Source organism: Butyrivibrio sp., assembly GCF_017635265.1.
In the GTDB taxonomy this organism is placed as follows: domain Bacteria; phylum Bacillota; class Clostridia; order Lachnospirales; family Lachnospiraceae; genus Butyrivibrio.
In genome coordinates this window covers 162,163-185,111 of sequence record NZ_JAGBLU010000091.1, presented here as the reverse complement: position 1 = coordinate 185,111, position 22,949 = coordinate 162,163, and the positions used below count along the sequence as shown (strand labels likewise).

The following is a 22,949-nucleotide window of genomic DNA, read 5'->3' as shown; positions in this document are numbered from 1 at the left end:
TTTTCTCCCAAACCAGTTTGGGGAGTAACTTCTTTTTTTGTCCAAATGCCCGCACAGCGGGCAAGACTATCTGTTCTTATTATTTTAACGCCCTGCTCAAACAACGCTTCGCATGCGCTGATCAAAGCTGCCTTTGAGCACCGGAAAATGACGTTTTCTTGTAACGGAGAAAAAGCAAAGCTCACAGTTCCAAAAGTGCAAGCGCCCGGTGGCGAGTTTGATCCAAGGTATTTACAAACAAAAATTTGATGCCATAAACTTCTAAACTCGAAATGATATGCAAATGGCTACCTCCGGGGGCTGTGCTCCAAGTCTGGAGGCCGGCAGGCATAATCAATAGATTTCCACCTGACCACTGAAGATCCTGCGGAGCTTGTTCCTTACCATGATGAAAGCGGGGATAAGGAAGATGTCTGCGAGAATCCAGGCTGCTGGTGATGCGAGACATATTGCTATGAAGCCAAATCGGGGTACAAGCAGTACTGCTACAACACTTCGGCCTATCATCTCCATAACTCCGGCAAGAACGGCAAACATCGAAAAGCCCATGCCCTGAATAAGGAAACGTACTATGTTGACCAATGCCAGCGGAATGTAGAACATACTGTTGTAGAAAAGGAACATATGAGCATTGTCAAGACAGGCTGCTTCTCCTGCATCAAGGAATATCATTGAAAACTGCCTTCCAAATAATGCAAGAACTATGAACGCAAGGATGGCATAGCCGCAACCGAGTTTAACTGCTGCCATAAGCCCCTGCTGTAAGTGATCAAGCTTTTTGGCTCCCACATTCTGACCACCGTAAGTTGCCATAGTCGATCCAAGGGCATCAAACGGGATACAGAAGAACATTCCCACCTTACTTCCGGTTGTGACAGCAGCTGCCGCATCTGTTCCAAGGGCATTGATAGCAGTCTGAAGGATAACACTGCCAATTGCTGTTATGGAATACTGAAGTCCCATAGGAACCCCCATATTAAACAGAATCAGGAAATGATCTCTGTCAAGCTCCCAGTCTTCTTTCTTAAGATGAAGAATATCTATCTTTTTGATAATGAATATCAAACACATAAGTCCTGCCGCAAACTGAGATATAACTGTTGCAAAAGCGGCTCCGAAAATTCCCCAGTTAAGAGGAAGAATAAATACAAGGTCAAGTATGATATTAAGAACTGATGCAATAATAAGATATTCAACAGGGTGCTTTGAATCTCCAAGTGCTCTTATTATGCCTGATAAAAGGTTGTACATATATGTAACAGGTATTCCAAGGAAAATTACAATAATATACTGATAAGCATATTCAAATACGTCTTCAGGAGTCTTCATAACAACAAGAATCTGTCTACAGAAAACGCTGACAAAAAATGTCATCACTACGGCAAATACAGAGCAAAGAATAATTGCATGAGATACGAATTTTCTCATGCTCTTATAGTCTTTTGCTCCGAATCTTTGTGCAACAGGAATTGCAAATCCGTTACAGACACCCATGCAAAAGCCCATTATTAAAAAGTTCACGGCACCGGTTGTACCCATTCCGGTGTATGCCTCTTTTCCCAAAAACCATGAAACTATCGCAGTATCTATGATGTTGTATAACTGCTGAAAAAGCATTCCCCAGAACAATGAAAGGGCAAAGCCAAAAATAAGTGACATTGGATTTCCAACTGTTAAATCTTTTATATTACTTGTTTTCTTCATAAATTACCTATTCTCTTGAATCCTAATTCATAACGCGCTTCGCAAAAAGCTTTGCTCAAACAAATATAAGTCAGAGCATTTATAAACCCTGACTTAAACTTACTAACAACGAGATAGTCTACTACTTTTTATCAAAATTTCAAGTGAATTTTTTATGTCTTTTTCATAATATAAATCCCTTACACAGAGGTTGTCCATGTAAGGGATCTGGTAAAATTTATCAGTTCTCTTTAACTGATCTTGAAAATGCACCAATGATCAGAATGATATCAGCTACAAGGAAAGCTGCAATTGAAACTACTGTTACGTAGAATACCTGCCAGCCTACTGTGTTGACTGAATCATAGCTGAAAAGTCCTGCAATAAGGAGGATTCTCTCTGAAAGAACCTGACCAAATGCTGCTGTATAAACTGCAATGGCACCAAGAACTGCAAGAGTTCCTAAGATGTCATGGTTGCCAAACTTGTTTGGAAGGCAGATTGCAGCTACTGCAAGGATTATTCCGCAAGCTCCAAGGAGTGCGATAGTTCCCATGTTTCCAAGAGCATATGTCACTGTCATGTTACTGCAAATTACTGCTGCCACAATTCCAACAATACCCAGTACTGCTGCGATGCAGTTAAAGTATGAGCCAATGCTCTGCTTTTTCATAAAGTCTGCCATATTCAAGCCTCCTTCTTTTTTCTCTTTGAAAGAACGTACAGCAGTGCAAACAGTACTGTAAATGCAGCTGTAACTCCGATTGCTGTGTAGTAAGCTGTTCTCCACCATGTGTTTAACTTAACAACATGTGTTGTTGCGTTGTATCTGTTCATAAGGTTACTTGATGCTATTGCATAGAGAACATTATGAGCTGCCTCACGAACCGCAAGCTGAGCGTTCTTGTCTCCTGCAAATACCGATGCACTGATAGTTGAACCATCTGCCTGATTTGCAAATCTTGGGCTGTCAAGAGTTGTATCTGTGTAGAATCCTGACATTCCTCGTGTGTCGTAACATGTAGCACCGGATGTAAGAACTGCTGTGTAAAGGTCAAAGTCATCATAGATATCTGTTACAGCATATCCTGTGAAGCCCCATTCCTTCTTGAGGATCTCAGTCATAAGTCCTGTGCTTACAGTACACTCAACCGGTCCGATCTTGGAGAAGGAGATCATGAGACCTCTCATGCCTGCATCGTAGTCTTCTGTATCATACTTTGTTGCTTCAAAAGCAATCTGGTAAGCTCTAAGCTCAACTTCACGGGCTCTCTGCTCTGTCATGAATGGAGCAACACCTGCTCTGTTTGTCTCCTGGTCGTTGAATGCATAGTGCTTAGGAGCAGCAATAAGACCATAGTTAAGAGCACCAATTGCAAATTCCATTGCTGTGTAGCCTGAGAGGATAGGATCCTCTGAATAGTACTCGCCGTTACGTCCGTTATAAGCGTGGCGGTGTGTGTTAAGTCCGGGACCCCAAAGGATCGGAATACCTGTAAAGAGTGACTCGATACCGATAAACTCGCCGAGCTCATAAGCAAGCTGTGGGTTAAATGATGCTGCTGTAAGCGGGCTGCTTCCGAATACTTCAGGATGCCAGTTTCCGTTAGGATCATCACTTGAGATGTTCCATGGAGCCTCTGTATCTTTTGACGCATTGAGGTTAACTGCAATACCGTTTCCGGCATTCTCTGTCATGTATGTCTCAACTGTTCCAATTGAGTCAGCACCAGGGATACTTGGGCCACCGAATGTAGCAAGGTACTGAGCCTCTTCAAGTGTCATCTCTGAAAGAAGTTCATCCCACTTCTCATCATCAAAGTCAAGGCCTGCCATCTCATAGAACATAAGGTCGCCGTCCTGGCCCCACTTGATATCTGATGTATCATCATCTGTCTTAAGTGTGTAGTATTTACCATTGAGGTAATCAATGAGTTCCTGACTTGTAAGTTCCATATCGCTGTATGTCTTAGGATATGTGCCTTCCCAGTCAGCACGGCTAAGGTATGTAACCTCGCCATCCTGGAAGTAATTCCAGTCAGCATAATCAAGCTGGTTAGAGATCTTTTCACCTGTCTTTGAATATGCAAATGATGTTCTTGCAAGTGTATCTTCTGTGATCTCTGTCTGGTATGCATAGTCTGCATTTGCTTCGCCTACAAGTGATGCAGTGTCGATGCCCTGAGCTGCCATGATATTGTTAAGTGCATCATGGGCGCCGTTACCGAATGCGAAGTAGTATGTGCCTGGATCGATAACGTATGTACCGAATGTTCCATCGCCATTGTCAAAAGAGCTGTCGTAAGTAGCAATGTACTGAAGATCAACAGTTACAGGAACTACTTCTGATTCTCCGGGCTGCAATGTGCCTGTTTTTCCATAGTTCAAAAGAACTATTGCGCTCTTCTCAAGTCCGCCTTCTGTATAAGGAGCCTGTCCATAGATCTGAACGCTCTTTTTACCTGCTACATCACCTGTATTTGTAACCTTTACATTAAATGTGGCTGTTGCTGTTGTTACATCGCCGTCTTTTGAAATTTCAAATACCGGATCACCTTCATATTCCATATCAAAAGTTGTATATGAAAGTCCATAGCCGAAGCCATAAGCAACTTCTGCGTCATAATCCCAGCCGTTAGCTGATGCATATGTTCCTGCATTTGAAGTAGCATTTCCCTGTCCGAGAACTGCATCATAATATCTTGTTTCATAGTAGCGGTAACCAACATAGATTCCCTCAGCCTCTATGATGTAGTTGCTGCTGTTTTCTCTTGTGATAACTGATTCAGCATTCTTGTATGAGAAATTTCCCATATTCTGCATAGCTGGAGCAGAAAGGTTATATGTTGGGAAAATATCAGCAAGTCCGCCTGAAGGGCTAACCTTTCCTGAAAGGATATCAGCTACACCGAGCATTCCGTATGAGCCGGGTGCACCGATCCAAAGGATAGCATCAATATCTGCATCATCCTTAAGGTCGCCGATCTCTACTGCTGAGGCGCTGTTAATAAGAACGATAACCTTATCACTGCATTCTTTTGCAAGAGCAATAATATCTTTTTCATTAGTTGTAAGAGCAAGAGGCTCCTCTGCACCAAGTCCTGCTACGATTCCACCAGGAAGGTAGTCTTCACTCTCTGCGCTTGGTCTGCCGATAACAACGATCGCTGCATCGCCATACTGAGCAAATGTGCTCTTATAATCTGCGTTAACTGCCTCAATTTCTGCAATTGAAGGCTCGCCCGGATCATACTCTTCTGAAGGGCCTGCATTTTCTGTGTGAAGGTATGTCTCATTGAGCTTTGTATAGATGCCGGTCATTGTAGAATTAACCTTGAATCCGGCACCGTCAAAATCAAACTCATCACCAGACCATCCGTCTGTTGTGTATCCTCTTTCAACCTGGCCTGTTGCCCAATTCTGTGAAAGGGATGTTGTGATGTGATGAGCGAAATCTGTCTTATTGTTCTGAAGTGCCTCATCGAGATTGATAAAGCCTCCGCATGCTTTTACACCAAAGCTTGATCCTAAGATCGGCACCTGGGATCTTATGCCAAAAAGTGTAACTGCACTTCCTGATGAAAGAGGTAATACTCCATTGTTCTTAAGAAGTACTGTTCCTTCTGCTGCCTGCTGTCTGTTAAGATCAATAGCAGCCTGGATAAGTGCGTGTGAGTTACCTGTACCGTCTTCGTTAAGAAGCTCTGCAGGTGGTGTGAATTTGTCGTACACAGCATCCTGATCATCTGTTACCATCATCTCACTCTGTGTTCCAAGAGCAGTGTCGATTGTTGATGAAAAGGACTCAAGTGTGTTTCCAACGATTACTGAGATTGACAGCAAAAATGTCATCAGTGCTGCTAAACCTCTGAAAATACCTGTCTTTTTCAAGTTTTCTTTCCTCCTGTTATTTATATTGTTCCATTGCCTTCTCTATACTCATACCTTCTTCAATGGCCTTCTTGCGCTTCTGATTAACTTCCTGAATCTCGCGCATCTTTTCCCCCGTTAAGATGTAACCCTTCATAGCAATTATTGTTGCAATCCACGCGACCATAGGCACTACGCAGAAAAGTATGATAACAACTACATTCATTCCCGATGAATAGGGAGTTTCCGCAGTTGGAAGAGACTTAATTCCAATCAGACTTACAGCGATTCCCACTACTGTAGCTGACAGTGAGGAAACAAGCTTATCCACAAGAGAAAAGAGTGTTCCCATAATTCCGGGAATATATTTTCCCGATCTGTACGTTTCATAATCCGAACAGTCTGCCACCATTGGGATAGGCATATCTGCTGTTGAATAATAGGCACCATATCCAACACCAAAGAACACTATGAAAAGTATCGTGTAGATGTTGATATTAAGTTTACCGTTTGATATAAGCGTGAGATTAACTCCGGGTACTCCCTGCTTCCATGCAAGTAAAAGTGCAAGCACACCTACATAACAAATAAGTGCAAGTGATACATATCTTAGGAGTGATGCCCTTTGCCCTTTCTTCTGGCTTGTTCTTACTGTGAGAACAAAGAAAGGAACTGAAAAAACATAACCTACAATCATCATCGGAAGATAAAGTCCGTCATAGTTGCCCATCATACAGCCGTAGAGCATGCACAAAACTGTTGTGTTTGTGGCAATTGACAGCGCAAGCTTACAGCCTGCACCTGCAATCATAAGCCTCTTCATCGGACTGTTATTTTTGATGATCTCAACATATTCTGAAATCTTGACTTTTTCCTGCTTGCTTCCACCGATTCCGAAATACTTCGGCTGGTCTTTTTCCCAAATACCGATGATGGCAAGAACTGTAAGTGCGATTGAAACCGTTATTCCGATTGGTGTTAAAAACTTATAGAAATCTGCGCTTGAATAATCTGCTACGTTAGCTCTGATTATCGGAGCAAGAAACTGCATAACACCCATTCCTGCAAGAGAACCTACTGTATTAAATATTGTGAAAAGAGGTCTCTGATTCGGATCTGAAGTAAGAACAGTCTGACCCGCTCTTGTACAGGAGGTCTGAAATGTATATCCGATTACCCAGATAGCATAAAGGCCAACAAAAGCTGCATATCTAAATCCCATCATGGTTTCAGGAATATTGGGTGTGATGATATACATGGTGATGATACTGATTGCCATAATGGCATTTCCAATTACCATAAACGGCCTGAACTTACCAAATTTTCCGTTTGTTCTGTCCATCAACGCGCCAATTATAGGATCCGTGAAAGCATCAAATACTCTCATTCCCGTAACCATTACTGACGCAAATAAAACACCAAGTCCAAGTACATTTGAACCAAAGGTTGCAATATATGCAAGAACCAGGACGTAATAAACATTTGTAGCTCCGTTATTCAGTGGAAAAAGCACCAGCTGATAGAGCTTTGCTCTGTTTATTCCATCATTCTTATTTACTGTTTCTGCCATAACTCTTCTCTTCTCCCTTATTACTTTGTCCAGTTAGCTCCCTTATCTCCTGATTCCTTAAGTGTATATTCAGGATTTGGTCTGCTAACCTTTCTAAAGACTGCTTTATCGCGACATGCTCCGCTTACAGCCATAAATTCATTTTCTCCCGTAAGAGAAACCTTAAACTCAAATACGTGCTGGCCATGCCTAGTCTCAAGCTTGTTTCCATCTTTGTAAAGAGTGACTTCGTTCTGATTTGAATAAACCTTTACAGTTATCTTGTTTGAGGTTCTGTCCCTAAATCTCTTGGATGTGATATGAACAAAAGGTTCTTTGCTCCACCATGCTTTGTAGATGTAGAAGCTGTCTTTTTTGGTCTTCCTGTCAAAAGTGATCAGTCCCTTGTGGTTCATGCCCGGCTCACCGCCCTGGTTTCTGGCATCTGCCGCAAAATCGAACATGTTCCAGACGTGAGTAGCCCACATAAACGGATTTCTTTCAAAGCATCTGAGCATATATTCGTGATAATGAGCCTGATATTCCTCTGTATGGTCACCTCTTTTTGGCTTTTCCGAGTGAAGGTTTGGCATTCCCTCGCATCCGTATTCAGAGTATCCAAGGCTTCTATCCGGATAAACAAAGTGGAAAAACCTCATCCATATATCATTCAAAAAAAGCCCCGGAACATACCACCCAAGATAAAGATTCCAGCTAACAGTGTCTGTAATATGCGCGACCTTATTAAATGGTCCGCATACTGCATAGCAGGCAAGTGTCGTGAATCTTGTCTTATCCATCTCATGGCACAGATCATTTAATTCTCTGTGGTTATCAAGCATGTCATTTTTATCTTTTGTGGATATTGTTATCTCATTGGAAATGCCCCAGCACACAATTGATGGATGGTTATAGTTCTGAATGATCAGTTCTTTCATCTGGCTGATGGTGTTGGCTCTTGCGTTTGGCATATGCTCTGAAATATAAGGAATCTCAGCCCAGACAACCATTCCTCGCTCATCGCACAGATCATAAAAGGTCTGACTATGCTGATAGTGGGCAAGTCTTATGGTGTTGGCTCCCACTTCACAGATAAGATCCATATCTTCTTTATGCATCTCATCTGTTATGGCATTGCCGACACCTTTTCTGTCCTGATGTCTGCTTACGCCGTGAAGAGTATATTTCCTTCCGTTCAGATAAAAACCTGTCTTGGGATGATAATGAAAATCTCTCACACCAAAGCGTGTTTCAACTTCATCCACCACAATTTCATCAACTATAAGTTCCGCTTTTAACCTATACAGATATGGATCATCAATTCCATCCCAAAGATGAACGTTCTGGATAATTACATCCGACCATGCTTCATTTATGGATCTGTGAGTCATCTCCTGACAAACTTCATTTCCCTCCTTGTCAAAAACCGTAACCCGTACTTCCCCTGAATCTGTGTTAAGCCACATCTTTGCAGACACTTTTGCTTTCTTGTAGCCTTCAATAGGATTAGCTGTAACCTGAATCCCACTTCCTCCAAAGTAATCGAGGTCGAATCTTTTTTTATTAACCACTATAAGCTTCACATCTCTGTATATTCCGCCGTAGAAAGTAAAATCTGCCTTCTGCGGATATACTTTATCGTTTGGCCTGTTATCCACTTTAACAAGGAGGTTGTTTCCCCCCTCCATTAAAACTTCTGTGATATTTTCCCTGAAGGTTGAATAACCTCCTTCGTGTCTGAGAACCTTTTGATCATTTATAAAGACATCACACTCCGAATTCACTCCATCAAATTCCAGATACACGTCTTCACTGTTTCTATCAAATGAAGGACATTCAAATCTCTTTTCATACGTAGCCAGTGTCCTTAAATAGTCATTTCCACCATCCTGCCCGTCGATATTATTCCAGGTATGCGGAATATTGACTACTGTTTTTTCTTTTCCATCAATAGAAAAGTTCCAGTCGTTGTTAATGTTGTGAATTTTTCTCATGCCAAATCTCCTTTATATGGTTAAATCTTACAAAATTGCAATATATGATTTCAATCATTGTGGAATAATCTACAGTTTTGACAGCATAATTTACAATGTCAGGCTCAATGCTGTAAAATAATGTCATGAAACAGTTTAGAGTAGCCATTGTTGAAGACGATATTGAATATTCTTCATTCCTTGAAGATTGCCTTAATAAATACGGTAATGAAAAGGGATTTGATTTTAGTGCCAGAACTTATTCCAAGGCCGAGAGCTTTTTAGATGATTACAAAAAAGCTTTCGACATTGTTTTTATGGATGTTGACCTCGGAAAGGGCTTTTTAAATGGCATGGAAGCAGCCAAAAAGCTGCGTCTTATCGACGATACTGTTCTTTTATTCTTTGTGACAAACATGCCTCAGTATGCTCCTGAAGGCTACGGTGTTGATGCTTTGGACTATTGCCTTAAGCCAATCAGCTACAGCAATCTCTCCGTTAAGCTTGACAAAGCCATGCGCCTTTTAGAAAGCCGCAAAGGTCAGCCTGTTAAGGTTAAGGACAAGCGAGGCACTCACATTCTTTCTTCCAATGACATTATGTATATAGAAGTAATGGGACATGATCTTATGTTCCACACCACTGACGAAATCATAGATTCCTACGGCGGTCTTAGTGAGAGGGAAGCTGAACTCTCCGGCAATAATTTTGCCAGATGCAGTGCTTCTGTTCTGGTCAATCTTGCTTATGTAAAAGGTCTTTACGGAGATGAGATTAAGGTTGGAAAAGATATGATAAAGATTGGTCGTTCCAAGAAAAAAGCCTTTTTGGAGCAGCTTAATATGTACCTTGGAGGATAAACAAAAAGTGAGCGAATCATTGATAAGCAGCTTTACATCAGTTGGCTATTACCTTGAAATTCTCATTGCGGAATTTCTTTTCTTAAAAACTTTTGAAAAAAGAAACCATTTTTTCTTGAGATTCCCTGCACTTATAATTGCCTCAATTATCATAGTTTTCCGGGTTGATTTAAGCAGCACGTCTTCGACATTCATCAGATTTTTTATGCTCCTGATGATCATTGGCATATCAATTTGTGTGTATCTATTCAGCTTTAAAGGCAATTCTTTTTCAATCATTTCCTCATGCATAGGCGGTGTTGCAACGCAGCATATAGCCAATAAGTTTACGGTATTGTTTTCACTGACACCACTTGCCAAAAGGCTGTATTCCATTTCTTATTTTTATCCAATCATCTTAGAAATTGCCGTTTTTACTGCTGTTTATCTGGCTGTATATTTTCTGGTTGCCCAGAATTTCCATTTTGAAAAAAACTCCATCAGACTAAACGTTCTCTCCATAACCATCGTAATTACCTGCATCGGTGTAAACAGACTTATTGCCGATCACAATGTTTTTAACACATACTACGAGGCTGCATCCTGTATCTATGCCATCATCTGCTGTGCTCTGGCTCTTGCCATGCAGCTGTATCTCTATAAATGGCAGGAAGAAAAAACAGAGTCGCTGGTTATCAAAGGTCTTTTATCTGCTTCTGAAAAGCAATACGAACAGTGGAAAGCAATGGTACAGTTTACCAACATTCAGACCCATGACCTTAAACATATGCTTGACAGGATTGAACGTCTTGCAAGTGACAACAAGCTCGATATTCCCGATTTGTCTCCTATCAGAGATTCCATCGAAGGTTTTTCTCCCTTGGTAAAAACAGGTAACGACGTTTTGGATGTTCTTTTAAGAAACATGAGCACTCTTTGCAAGCAGCAGAATATCCGCTTTAACTGTGTAAGCTACACTGATTCTCTCGGAGCCTACGACAGTATGTCTTTGTATTTTCTTTTTGCTAATGCAATAGACAATGCAAGAGCCGGAGCCGATACTGTAACAGATCCCGACAAACGTGTCATTGATGTCAGTCTTAAGAAATTCGGTGATTCGGTAACAATACACATCTGGAACTATTTTGAAGGTGAGATAGTCTTTGAAGACCGGCTTCCGGTAAGAGAAAACAGCGAAGGGGGCCACGGCTTTGGAGTAAAGAGTATAAAGATGCTGGTAGATAAATTCGAAGGAGCCATGAATGCTTACGCTGAAGAAAATGTATTTCATCTGAATATTATTCTGCCTATTTAACTTTTAAATCCAGGACAATTATTGTAAAATAGACCTATCTTACTAGCACTTTCGTGCAGAAACGGGGATAAAATGGACAATATTAAGGCTGTAGTTTCTCTAGGACATGAAGCTCTCGGTGTTACAACCAACGAGCAGATGAATGCAACAAAGGTAACTGCCAAGGCATTGGCGGATCTGATAGAAGCTGGTTACCAGCTCGTCATTACCCACAGTAACGGGCCTCAGGTCAGCATGATACACAAGGCCATGACTGAGCTCCACAGAATCTATATCGACTACACAGCAGCTCCTATGTGCGTGTGCAACGCCATGAGCCAGGGCTATGTAGGTTACGATATTCAGAACTCCCTAAAAACAGAACTTACAAGTCGCGGCATCTCAACACCTGTAAGCACACTCCTTACTCAAGTTACAGTAGATCCTTATGATGAGGCTTTTTACGCTCCTACCAAGGCAATCGGAAGAAACATGTCAAAGGAAGATGCTGACAACGAAATTAAGAAGGGTAATTTTGTAAAAGAAATCCCGGGCAAGGGCTATCGCAGAATAATCGCAGCTCCCAAGCCTATAGATATAGTAGAAATTGATGCCATAAGAGCACTTGTGGATGCAGGACAGGAAGTTATCGCATGCGGCGGCGGCGGTATTCCCGTAATTGAACAGGGACACGTACTTAAGGGCGCTTCCGCTGTTATTGAAAAAGATGCTATAGCCGGCAAGCTTGCATCAGACCTTAATTCTGATAAGCTTATAATTCTAACTTCTGTTCCTTATGTATATACAAGCTTTGGAAAAGAAGATCAACAGCCTATCCAGAAAATGGATGTGGAGACAGCAAAAAAATACATCGAAGCCGGAGAATTCGGCGAAGTTGATATGCTTCCTAAAGTCGAGGCAGCTATCGAGTTCCTTGAATCAAATCATGGCGGCGAAGTGCTTATCACTTCTCTTGACGCTGTTAAGGATGCACTTAAAGGCAAAGCAGGAACACACATCGTATTTGAATAATATCCTTTTTACAATGGTCAGCCCCGCGCACTTTGCACGGGGTTGTTTTTGTGTTTTGTTAATAGAATGTTAACTTGTAAGAATATATGTGATGCGGATATAATAACCTCATGGGTTTAGTAGTTAAAATGCAAGATTGGAGTAGTTATGACAAATAAAAATAATGATGAATTTGATTTCAGAGAAGTCAAAGAGGGTGAAGAGTCTGAAGTCGTAGATACCACAAAAGATTCAACCGCTTCTGATGTCAGCTCTGACAATACTTCAAATAATAACGAAGAAATAACTGAATATGAAGATGTCTGCTTTGTCTGCAGACGTCCTGAAAGCAAAGCAGGAAAGATGTTCCATCTGCCAAACAACATCTGCATCTGCAATGACTGTATGCAAAAGACCATGGATACTGTAAGCCAGTTTGATTATCAGAATCTGTTAAATAATCCTAATCTCATGAATGAGCTCAATAAGAATCAAAATGGATTCCCGGGATTTGGCTTTTTTAACATGGACAACAATAACGGTTTTAATATGGGAGGAATTCCAAACTCTCAGAAGATAAAGAAAAAAAGTGAGAGCAAAGTAAAACCTGCATTTGATATCAAAAATATACCTGCACCTCACAAAATCAAAGCCAAACTTGACGAATACGTGATTGGACAGGATCAGGCCAAAAAAGTTATGTCTGTTGCAGTTTACAACCACTACAAGAGAGTGGCCACAGACACGATGGATGACATTGAGATTGAGAAATCCAATATTCTTTTACTGGGACCAACAGGAAGCGGAAAAACATACCTTGTAAAAACTCTTGCAAAGCTTCTTGATGTACCTCTTGCAATTGCCGATGCCACATCGCTTACAGAAGCCGGATACATCGGAGATGATATTGAAAGCGTTGTAAGTAAGCTCCTTGCAGCAGCCGGCAATGATGTGGAAAAAACCGAGCATGGCATTATCTTTATCGACGAAATAGATAAGATTGCCAAGAAAAAGAACACCACTTCAAGAGATGTAAGCGGTGAGTCAGTTCAGCAGGGAATGTTAAAACTCCTTGAGGGTTCTAATGTAGAAGTTCCCGTAGGTGCCGGAAGTAAAAATGCCATGGTTCCTCTGACTACAGTAAACACCAGAAACATCCTGTTTATCTGCGGCGGTGCATTCCCTGATCTGGAAGAGATCATAACGCAAAGGCTTAACAAACAGACATCAATCGGATTTGATGCCGACCTTAAGGATAAATATGAGGATGATCCTAATCTTCTTTCAAATGTAACTGTGGAAGACCTTAAAAAATTCGGAATGATTCCTGAGTTTCTCGGAAGACTTCCTATCATCTGTACACTTCAGGCTCTTACAAAGGATATGCTTATCCAGATATTAAAAGAGCCAAAGAATGCTATACTCAAGCAATATCAAAAGCTACTTGCACTTGATGAAGTAGATCTTCAGTTTGATGACAGTGCTCTTGAAGCTATTGCGGAAAAAGCCCTTGAAAAAGATACAGGTGCAAGAGCCCTCCGTGCGATCATCGAAGAGTTCATGCTTGATATCATGTATGAAATTCCAAAGGATGAGAATATCGGACGCGTGACCATTACCAGAGACTACATTGATGGCAAAGCCTCACCTCTCATCGAAATCCGTGGTGATTCCATACAGCCAAAGCTTCCCGTCTTTGATACAAGCCAGGCAACATCTGTTTAAAAAAAGTTCCAATATACTTCAAACAGAATTTAATAATTGTTTAAAAAAAATAGACCATATCTTTGATTTTCCAAAGATATGGTCCTTATTTTTTATTTATTAGTGACCGCCGCCCTGCTGTTGCTGGCCATCACCGCCATTTTGTCCGTTTTTGTCATCCGGAAGTGCCGGCTGTTGCTGACCATTATACTGATTTTCGCCTGAGCCTGCAGCATTTGAATCTGTGCTGCTTGAAGTACTTGCTGCTTCACCAAGTGTTACATCAAGGGTAACTTCTGTGTATCCTGAATCACTCTGTCTCATTACTGTAATTGAAACCGTTGTGCCTTTCGCGTAATACTCAAGTCTGCTCTGGAGATCGTCCATAGAAGTGATTTCTTCTCCATCAAAAGCAATGATTACATCACCGCTCTTAATACCTGCATCGGCTGCTCCGCCGCCTTCATATACATCGTGAACAAGTACTCCAAGAGGAATACCATATACTTCATGGATCTCTGAAGGAACGCTTACACCTGAGATTCCAATGTATCCTCTGTCTTCCTCAGATACCTTGCGTTTTGTCTCTTCGTTCATGAGCTTATCGATGATAGGCTTTGCTACTGAAATAGGAATAGCATATCCCATACCTTCTACTGTATCGCCGCCAATCTTGTTGGAGTTGATACCGATAACTTCGCCCTGAATGTTCAAAAGAGCTCCACCTGAGTTACCTGGGTTGATAGCTGCATCTGTCTGAATAAACGTATGTGTTACGCCCTCTTCAGTTTCAACTTCTCTGTTGATAGCTGAAATAACACCTGTTGTAACTGACTGACCATAACCAAGTGCGTTACCGATTGCTATTGCAGGTTCACCAAGTGTAAGTGAGTCGCTGTCTCCAAGAGTTGCAACCTTGATTGAATCAAGTGTATCTGATGAAACCTCATCGATTGATACAGCAATTACCGCAAGGTCCATATCTGAGTCAGATCCCTTAACAACAGCCTCTACTGATGAATCATCATTAAAGATAACTTCAAGGGAATCAGCTCCTTCTACAACGTGGTAGTTAGTTGCGATCAAGAGCTCTGTATCATTCTCACCTACAATAATACCACTACCTGAAGCTGTAGCTTCCTGTGTCTGTGTATAGCCAAAGTAGCTTGCTGATGCTGTGTAGTTATTGTGGATAATTACCATTGCAGGCATTACCTCTTCAACTACTTCTGTAACATCAGTTACTACTACTGAAGTTGCTGCGCTTGTTGTGGTGGTTTCTACTTTTTTCTCTGAAGAATCTTCTGTTTCAGCGCTCTGTTCGCTTTCTGTCTGTTCTTCAGTTGCCTCTGATTTCTCTTCAGCTTCTACCTCGGAACTATCATTTGAAGCTAAAAGTGATGCATGTCTTGAATATGCATAATACCCTGCGCCAACACCACCTACTACCAAAGCCAGAATCAAGATTGCTGCAATAACAATTGCTGCTGTATGTTTTTTCTTGGGTGGCTGTGGCTCAGGAGCACTTGCGTAATTTGAACCACTGTATTGATATGTCCCATAGGATTGCTGTCCATTCCCATAGCTATATGTATTCTGATTTCCATATGTATTCTGGTTATTTGAATAATTATTATTTACATAGCCATTTGAAGAAGTACCCTGCTGCCCATATCCGGATCCATATCCGTAAGAATTGTTCTGTTCGTTTTTCCCATCGTCAAACATTGTCTCTACCTTCTTCCTTTCTTTTATGAAATTCAGTATAGTTTTATTCTGTGACGGAATTGTGTTCAGTTTATAATAAAAAAATAATATTTTTTAGTAATCTTCTTCTAAAACCTGAATCTCCATGTAATCAAATGGAACCTCTTCTATAAAAGCATCCTTTGTGAATCTGCACTTTGCATGAAGCTGAAAGTCCCTGACAATAGGCTTAAGCCAGATAGGCTTTGAAAGATCCATCTCATAACAGGCTTTTTCAATCGCATTCATAACTTTATGTGTCCTGCTATCTACAGTATCATCACACACAACCGTATCTTTTAAGAGGTGATTATCATTAATGAGTTTTACCCACAATCGAAACATACTTTTTCCCTTCCTATTTCATAAATGCATTATAACAGACAAATAGAAAAAGCTGAATTACAAGATCAGACTCATAACCCAGCTTTTCACTCAGCTTTTATTGTTCATCCAGCGAAAATACTCCACTGTCTTTTAATCCTTTAAGGAAGGCTTCTTTGGATCGATTGATAATAAGCTCCTGCGGAAAATCAATACTCTCCAGCATATTTACCGCCCTATCCATATGTCCGATTTCCAGCGAAATATGAGCATCAGTGTTTATACATATACTAACACCAAGCTCAGCACATCTCTTAGCTATCTTTCTGCAGAGTTCCTTGTGATGGCCTTCAAAAGAGAAACTGTGTTCATTAATCTCAATAGGCTTGTGAAGTTCTTTTGCTCTTAAAAGAACTTCATCCAGTTCAAACGGAACCCCTGCTCTTCCAATGTGTCCGATAAAAAACACTTTAGGATTCTCTAAGGCATTTAAATACATCTGAGTATTCCTTGCCACAGACTGACCTATTGTATGTCTCTTGGCATGAACAGAAGCAATTACATAATCACATCTGTCAAACACCATCTTCTGTAAGTTCTGAGGCGGATCATATGTATCACCTATTGTTGATTTCAAAACTTCAATGTCGTGACCAAACAGATGACCGTCCATATCAACGATATCTGCCTCACAACCTTTTAAAAGTGTAACCCCCTGCCAATTTCTTGGCCACATATTGGTACAAAAGAGATACTGATAATTCTTGACCTCTTTGTAATCCCCAAACAGCATATCACTGAAGTGATCTGTGCTGCCCAAAAGCGTCATACCCGCTTCCTTCGCTGCTCGTACATTTTCTTCAATAGTTGAATAAGCATGTCTTGAATAAAATGTATGAGTATGTGTGTCACACTCAATTTTGTACATTATAAAACCTCATTTAAATCTTTAATCGTCGTATCCATTTGGATTCTGGCTCTGCCATCTCCAGGAATCCGCGCACATTTCCTTGATTCCGTTCTGAGCCTTCCATCCAAGTTCTTTTTCTGCCTTGTCGGCATTGGAGTAGCATGTAGCGATATCGCCGGCACGTCTCTCCTTGATAACATAAGGAATCTTAACTCCTGTAGCAGCTTCAAAGTTCTTTACAATGTCAAGAACGCTGTAGCCCACACCTGTTCCAAGGTTGTAGATGTTAAGTCCACTGCCCGGTTCAAGCTTCTTAAGAGCCTTAACATGTCCGAGAGCAAGGTCTACAACATGGATATAGTCACGGACACCTGTTCCGTCCGGAGTATCATAGTCATCACCAAATACGTTGAGCTGTGGAAGCTTTCCAACAGCAACCTGTGTGATATAAGGCATCAGGTTGTTAGGAATTCCGTTAGGATTCTCTCCGATTGTTCCGCTCTTATGAGCTCCGATAGGATTGAAGTATCTAAGAAGAACAACATTCCACTCTGGATCTGCCTTCTGAATATCTGTAAGAACCTGCTCAAGCATTGACTTTGTCCAACCATAAGGGTTTGTGCATGTTCCCTTAGGGCACTCTTCAGTGATCGGAATAAATGCAGGATTGCCATATACTGTTGCTGATGAAGAGAAGATGATGTTCTTGCAGCCATGCTTTCTCATAACATCTACAAGTGTAAGAGTTCCTGTAATGTTGTTGTCATAGTACTCCCATGGTTTCTGAACAGATTCTCCAACAGCCTTAAGACCTGCAAAATGAATTACGCTGTCGATCTTCTCACTTGAAAAGATCTTCTCAAGTCCTTCTCTGTCTCTTATATCTGCCTCGTAAAATGGTACCTTCTTACCTGTAAGTGCTTCTATTCTTCCAATTACTTTTTTGCTGGAGTTTGCAAGGTTATCCATGACTACTACATCGTAGCCAGCATTCTGAAGTTCTACTACTGTATGTGATCCAATATAACCTGCTCCACCTGTTACAAGAATTGCCATAATTTGCCTCTTTCTACATCTTGTACATGAGTAAAAGTATTTTGCGTCCTCATGAAGATAGTTTAAATATATCTTTTTATGAATATATTAAAAATAGACTGAGAGGAATACAACCTTTATTTGTTATATTAACCTGTCTTTTTGTTAACTACCTTTTCTTATAGTTCTATGCCACACTTCTTGCAGAGCTCTCTTGCGGACTCTACTGAGTCGATTCCTTCTTTGTTTTTGATAGGTGCGAACTCGTACTCTCTTACTACCTCATATGGAAGGCAGCTGTCAAGTTCATGGATCATATCAAGAACGAGCTGCTCGAACTTGCATCCGTTTGGCTTCTCAGGCTTTACCAGATTAGCATTCTCATCGATGTATGGGATCTTCTTCTCAACTACATGAAGAGGAAGTGTCTTTTTAGCGATCTCATTAAGTGCCTTCTCGTTAAAGAGGTAGTTAAGGATTACTCCGTAGTTATATGCAGGATCGCCGTTCTCATCCTTAGCGTCCATCATTTCCTGTGAAAGCTCATAGTACTCAACAATTGATGGCTTGCCATCTTCAAGGCACATAACGCCAACCTTCTCATCAGTAGCATTCTTTCTAACAACCTTTGCACCACAGTCAACTGCTGCATTAACTGTAGCACCTACGAAACAAGGATCTGCTATTCTCTGAAGAACGTTATCTACTGCAAAGATATCGATCCATTCGATGCCCTCTTTTAAAATAAGATCACGAAGACCTGCCTTGAGCATTGATGAATACCAGCCTGCATTTCCGTTTGGTGATGTGGAGATTCTGTTCTTGCCCTCCATATAAACCTTTCCTTCATAGTCAGAAGCAGGTGCCATGTCCTGTTTAAAGAATGTAACCTTTTCCTGAGGATATCCGAAATAGTTGTGCTCCTTAAGGAAGTTTATTGTTGCATCATTGTTCTTTTCACTTGTCATGATAAAGAGTCTTAAGTATGTTCCACCTGCCTGCTTAACTGTATCAAGAAGGTTTTCGATGATTCTCTGGAAAATGTAAACATGCTTGGTAAGTCCGATATCATACATACCCTTTGGATTGTCAGAGCCAAGTCTTGTTCCCATTCCGCCTGCAAGGAGACAAGCTGCTACTTTTCCGGCTTTGATAGTCTCAACACCAATCTTTGTGAACTCTTCTTTTCTCTTTTCAATCTCAGAGATCTGCATTGCTGCAAGTGGAGCAAAGTTTCCTCTTCCCTCGCTCTTACCAAGGTTCTTGCAGTTCTCAAGTACAGCAAAATCTGTCTCATCAATCTGCTGTAAAAGTTCCTTTTTCTCAGCCTCGCTGAGCTCATCGTAGTATTTAAGAACATGTTCCTGACCGAACTGTTCAAGTTTCTTTTTAGCTTCTTCGAAATTCATTAACGTTTCCCTCATCTTTCAAATTATAAAAACTCCAAGGAACATTTTAAGTGATTAGCAGACTTTTTACAAGGTGACAAAAAAGGCATACATACCACGTATTAAATGTGATATGTACGCCTTTATTATTTACGCTTAAATATTCGATAATTATCAGCCTGCTGTAGTTGAAGCAACTGCTGCAGCATCAGCCTCAGGTGCTGGTGCAGGAGCCGGTGTTCCGGGTGTCCAACCGGCAGGATCAACTAGGATTCCGTTCTTATCAAATGTACAGTTTACATTATCAAGCGGTACTGTCACGGAAGTAAGCATCTTACCCGTATTACCGTCAAAGAATCTCCAGCCTTCTGCTGTCTGTACCCATCCAAGTGTCATATGTCCGTCTGTAGGTTCAAGGTAATATACTGCGTCACCAATTGTTGCAAGACCCGTAGCCATCTTACCGTCAGCTCCAAAGTAATAGGACTGACCATCTATCACATTCCATCCTGTTACCATCTTGCCATCTGCTCCGAAGTAATATCTGCTTGCTACATCACCTGACCATCCGGTCTGCATTACTCCATCTTCGCCGAAGAGATAAGTTGCTCCCTCTACTGTCTGAAGTCCTGCAAGTGCAGTATGAGTCTCCGGGCTAAAATAGAATCTCTGTCCCTGCTCATCGGAATACCATCCACTGATAGCGATACCGTCTGCTCCAAACATGTACTTACCGGTTTCAAGTGCGTGCATTCCTGTAAGCATTACTCCGTTACCGTCAAAGAGATACAGATTATTACCAACCTGTGTAAGTCCTACATGCATTGCGTAATTGTCATCAAAAAAGTGAATTCCGTCTTCTAACTGAACAAAGCCCTTCTGACATACACCATCCGCATTTGCATAATACACTCCTGCTTCTCCAAGGTTGAGAAGTCCTGTGCATCTTACACCATTAGCATCAAAGTAGAAACGTGAACCGTCAATATCATTAAATCCTACAGCTGCAAGACCGCCTTCAGCCGGCTTAAAGTAATAAATACCACTTTCATCCTGGAACCATCCGGTCTGAACAAATCCGTTTTCATCTGTGTGATACCTTCCGTTTGCAAGATTAAGCCAGCCATACTGTTTGCGGTAGTTACTATAGTAATAAACATGTCCGCCCCAGCTGTTAAAGCCTTCTCCGATAATTCTTGAAAAATAATCAACATACAAATGGTTGACATCTACTCTCGTAGGAATTCCTGAGTATGAACCGTGGCTGCTTGACTGCCACATTGCATACTCTCCTGCATAATCGCAGGATGAGTTATACTGAGCAACCCATTTAGCTGATGCTACATTTGGCATTTTATTCGTAAACCAGTTTCTGCTGGCATATACCATGGTCTCATACCCGTTGGCATTTAAGATTCCGCAGAAAGTGTCTGCTATGGCCTGAAGCTGTGCTGAACTTAGGCCTTTCTGACATGAATCTTCTATATCAATTGCGACAGGAAATGTTACTGTGTATGGAGCAATCCACGCCAAAACCTGATTTGCTTCTGCTGCTGCAGCCTCCGGCGTTGTAGCGTAGGAATAAATGTAAACTCCGGTTCTTACACCTGCTGCATTAGCCCCATTTATATTGTTGGCAAACTGCTCATCAAGTCCTTTTTTGGTTGTGCCCACTCTTATCATGGCAAATCTGACACCAGCAGCCTTAACCTGCTGCCAGTTAATGGCCCCCTGATATTTGGAAACGTCAATACCAACTGCCACCTCCGGACCGGATGCTCCGGCTTTAGCTGTAATTCCAAAGGCAGGAACAAAAGACAGGAATGCTATAACTGCTACAAGCAATCCCATAGAAAAAAAGATTTTTCTAGCTTTTTTCATTTAGATATAACTCCCCTTCAACTTTTTTACAAAACTCTTAACATTTCAATTATAAAGGAAAAGCCACCTTGGAGCAACCTCCAAAGTGGCTTCTATTATCAATTTGCTATACCCCATCAAGTTCTTTATCAACAAGGTATCTTCTGCTGCACTAGACTCGATAATACCTCGTCAAGTACTTTACACAAAAGGATTCTCAGTTGGATATGGAAGTGATGCCGGCTGATTGTAACCAATTGTCTCAGCTCCAACATACTTAAATACCTCATAAAGAGCTTTTCCAAAGTGACCGAACGCAACAGCTCCGTGGTGAGGGAAGTTCTGCTGAATAAGTACATGTCTGTAGAATCTGCCCATTTCAGGAATAGCGAATACGCCGATACCACCGAATGATCTTGTTCCTACAGGAAGTACTTCACCCTGAGCTACATATGCGCGAAGATGATTGTCTGATGTACTCTGAAGTCTGTAGAATGTGATATCACCAGGAACGATGTCTCCCTCAAGTGTTCCCTGTGTAACTTCCTCAGGAAGGTTTCTTGCCATGATTCTCTGGAACTTCATCTCGCAGCTTGAAAGCTTACTTGAGCATGTGTTTCCGCAGTGGAAGCCCATGAATGTATCTGTGTGCTTGTAATCAAACTTGCCCTTGATGCTCTCTTCATACATGTCAGCAGGTACAGAGTTATTGATATCAAGAAGAGTAACCGCATCGTTACTGATGCATGTTCCGATGAACTCACTGATTGCGCCATAAATATCAACTTCGCAGGATACAGGAATTCCGCGACCTGTAAGTCTTGAGTTTACATAGCAGGGAACAAATCCAAACTGTGTCTGGAATGCAGGCCAGCACTTACCGGCGATACATACATATTTCTTGCCGCCCTTATGCTCTTCAATCCAGTCAAGAAGTGTAAGCTCATACTGAGCAAGCTTCTCAAGGATCTCAGGCTTCTTGTTGCCGGCACCAAGGTCTTTTTCCATATCAGCCTTAACTTCAGCGATTCTGGGATCTCCGGCATGTTTGTTGAAGCTCTCGAAAAGATCAAGCTCTGAGTTCTCTTCAATCTCTGCGCCCATGTTGTAGATCTGCTGAATAGGAGCGTTACAAGCAAGGAAGTTCATAGGACGAGGTCCAAAGCTGATAACCTTGAGGTCTCTAAGTCCGACAATTGCTCTTGCAATAGGAACGAACTCGTTGATCATCTTTGCACACTCATCAGCTGTTCCAACAGGATATTCCGGAATGTATGCTCTTACTCCGCGGAGATGAAGGTTGTAGCTTGCGTTAAGCATACCGCAGTAAGCATCTCCTCTTCCATCAATAAGGTCTCCCTGTGACTCTTCTGCAGCTGCACAGAACATAACAGGTCCATCAAACTTCTCAGCAAGAAGTGTCTCTGAAATTTCAGGTCCAAAGTTTCCAAGATATACGCAAAGAGCATTACATCCTGCTTTCTTAACATCTTCAAGAGCTTCAAGTGTCTGAACCTCACTCTCAAAGATGCAAACAGGACACTCATAAACGTCCTTGTCACCAAATGCTTTTTTGTAGGCTTCAGCCAAAGCCTTTCTTCTGTTTACAGCAAGTGATGCTGGGAAGCAATCACGGCTTACTGCAACAAGTCCAATTTTTACTTCTGGAATGTTAATCATAAAAATCCCCTTTCTTAATGTAAAACGCTTACAACTTGTATTGTTTTCCCCTAATTATTTTAATCTTATCTAAAATATTATCT

General features: G+C 41.3%; 16 protein-coding genes. 4 read left to right on the top strand and 12 right to left on the bottom strand.

The window, feature by feature from the left end; all coding sequences use genetic code 11:
• Positions 1-333 precede the first annotated feature (333 nt).
• From J6O61_RS10890 to J6O61_RS10870, 5 genes are all read right to left on the bottom strand, one after another.
• Positions 334-1,704, bottom strand: coding sequence for an MATE family efflux transporter (locus J6O61_RS10890; protein WP_292212972.1), 1,371 nt, complete (start codon positions 1,702-1,704; stop codon positions 334-336).
• Positions 1,705-1,924: 220 nt separating this feature from the next.
• Positions 1,925-2,368, bottom strand: a complete 444-nt coding sequence (locus tag J6O61_RS10885; protein WP_292212970.1) for a hypothetical protein — start codon at positions 2,366-2,368, stop codon at positions 1,925-1,927.
• A 2-nt stretch (positions 2,369-2,370) separates the two neighbouring features.
• Positions 2,371-5,574, bottom strand: a complete 3,204-nt coding sequence (locus J6O61_RS10880) for a glycoside hydrolase family 3 C-terminal domain-containing protein (RefSeq protein WP_292212967.1) — start codon at positions 5,572-5,574, stop codon at positions 2,371-2,373.
• A 16-nt stretch (positions 5,575-5,590) separates the two neighbouring features.
• Positions 5,591-7,123 (bottom strand): MFS transporter, encoded by a 1,533-nt coding sequence (locus tag J6O61_RS10875; protein WP_292212965.1) that lies wholly within the window; start codon positions 7,121-7,123, stop codon positions 5,591-5,593.
• Positions 7,124-7,143: 20 nt separating this feature from the next.
• Entirely contained in the window at positions 7,144-9,096 is a 1,953-nt protein-coding gene (locus tag J6O61_RS10870) for a glycoside hydrolase family 2 protein (RefSeq protein ID WP_292212962.1), read from the bottom strand.
• Between the two features lie 125 nt (positions 9,097-9,221).
• On the opposite strand from J6O61_RS10870, the gene J6O61_RS10865 reads away from it, so the two are divergent.
• From J6O61_RS10865 to clpX, 4 genes are all read left to right on the top strand, one after another.
• Positions 9,222-9,935, top strand: a complete 714-nt coding sequence (locus J6O61_RS10865; protein ID WP_292212960.1) for a LytR/AlgR family response regulator transcription factor — start codon at positions 9,222-9,224, stop codon at positions 9,933-9,935.
• A 7-nt stretch (positions 9,936-9,942) separates the two neighbouring features.
• Entirely contained in the window at positions 9,943-11,229 is a 1,287-nt protein-coding gene (locus tag J6O61_RS10860; protein ID WP_292212958.1) for a GHKL domain-containing protein, read from the top strand.
• Positions 11,230-11,301: 72 nt separating this feature from the next.
• Positions 11,302-12,240: a carbamate kinase gene (gene arcC / locus J6O61_RS10855; protein WP_292212956.1), complete on the top strand. Its 939-nt coding sequence runs from the start codon at positions 11,302-11,304 to the stop codon at positions 12,238-12,240.
• Positions 12,241-12,387: 147 nt separating this feature from the next.
• On the top strand, positions 12,388-13,944 hold the full coding sequence (gene clpX / locus J6O61_RS10850; protein WP_292212954.1) for an ATP-dependent Clp protease ATP-binding subunit ClpX: 1,557 nt from the start codon (positions 12,388-12,390) through the stop codon (positions 13,942-13,944).
• A gap of 99 nt (positions 13,945-14,043) precedes the next feature.
• On the opposite strand, the gene J6O61_RS10845 is transcribed toward clpX, so the two are convergent.
• The 7 genes from J6O61_RS10845 to J6O61_RS10815 form a co-directional block, all read right to left on the bottom strand.
• Positions 14,044-15,651: a S1C family serine protease gene (locus J6O61_RS10845; RefSeq protein WP_292212951.1), complete on the bottom strand. Its 1,608-nt coding sequence runs from the start codon at positions 15,649-15,651 to the stop codon at positions 14,044-14,046.
• A 93-nt stretch (positions 15,652-15,744) separates the two neighbouring features.
• Complete coding sequence (locus J6O61_RS10840) at positions 15,745-16,014, bottom strand: hypothetical protein (RefSeq protein WP_292212949.1); 270 nt, start codon at positions 16,012-16,014, stop codon at positions 15,745-15,747.
• Positions 16,015-16,111: 97 nt separating this feature from the next.
• Positions 16,112-16,921: a phosphatase gene (locus tag J6O61_RS10835; protein ID WP_292212947.1), complete on the bottom strand. Its 810-nt coding sequence runs from the start codon at positions 16,919-16,921 to the stop codon at positions 16,112-16,114.
• A 21-nt stretch (positions 16,922-16,942) separates the two neighbouring features.
• Positions 16,943-17,959, bottom strand: a complete 1,017-nt coding sequence (gene galE, locus J6O61_RS10830) for a UDP-glucose 4-epimerase GalE (RefSeq protein ID WP_022772438.1) — start codon at positions 17,957-17,959, stop codon at positions 16,943-16,945.
• Positions 17,960-18,117: 158 nt separating this feature from the next.
• Positions 18,118-19,347 (bottom strand): UTP--glucose-1-phosphate uridylyltransferase, encoded by a 1,230-nt coding sequence (locus J6O61_RS10825; protein ID WP_292212944.1) that lies wholly within the window; start codon positions 19,345-19,347, stop codon positions 18,118-18,120.
• Between the two features lie 153 nt (positions 19,348-19,500).
• Entirely contained in the window at positions 19,501-21,207 is a 1,707-nt protein-coding gene (locus tag J6O61_RS10820; RefSeq protein WP_292212941.1) for a GH25 family lysozyme, read from the bottom strand.
• Between the two features lie 180 nt (positions 21,208-21,387).
• The gene (locus tag J6O61_RS10815) at positions 21,388-22,866 is read right to left on the bottom strand and encodes an L-fucose/L-arabinose isomerase family protein (RefSeq protein WP_292212938.1); all 1,479 of its coding nucleotides are present in this window, start codon (positions 22,864-22,866) and stop codon (positions 21,388-21,390) included.
• Positions 22,867-22,949: the final 83 nt, after the last annotated feature.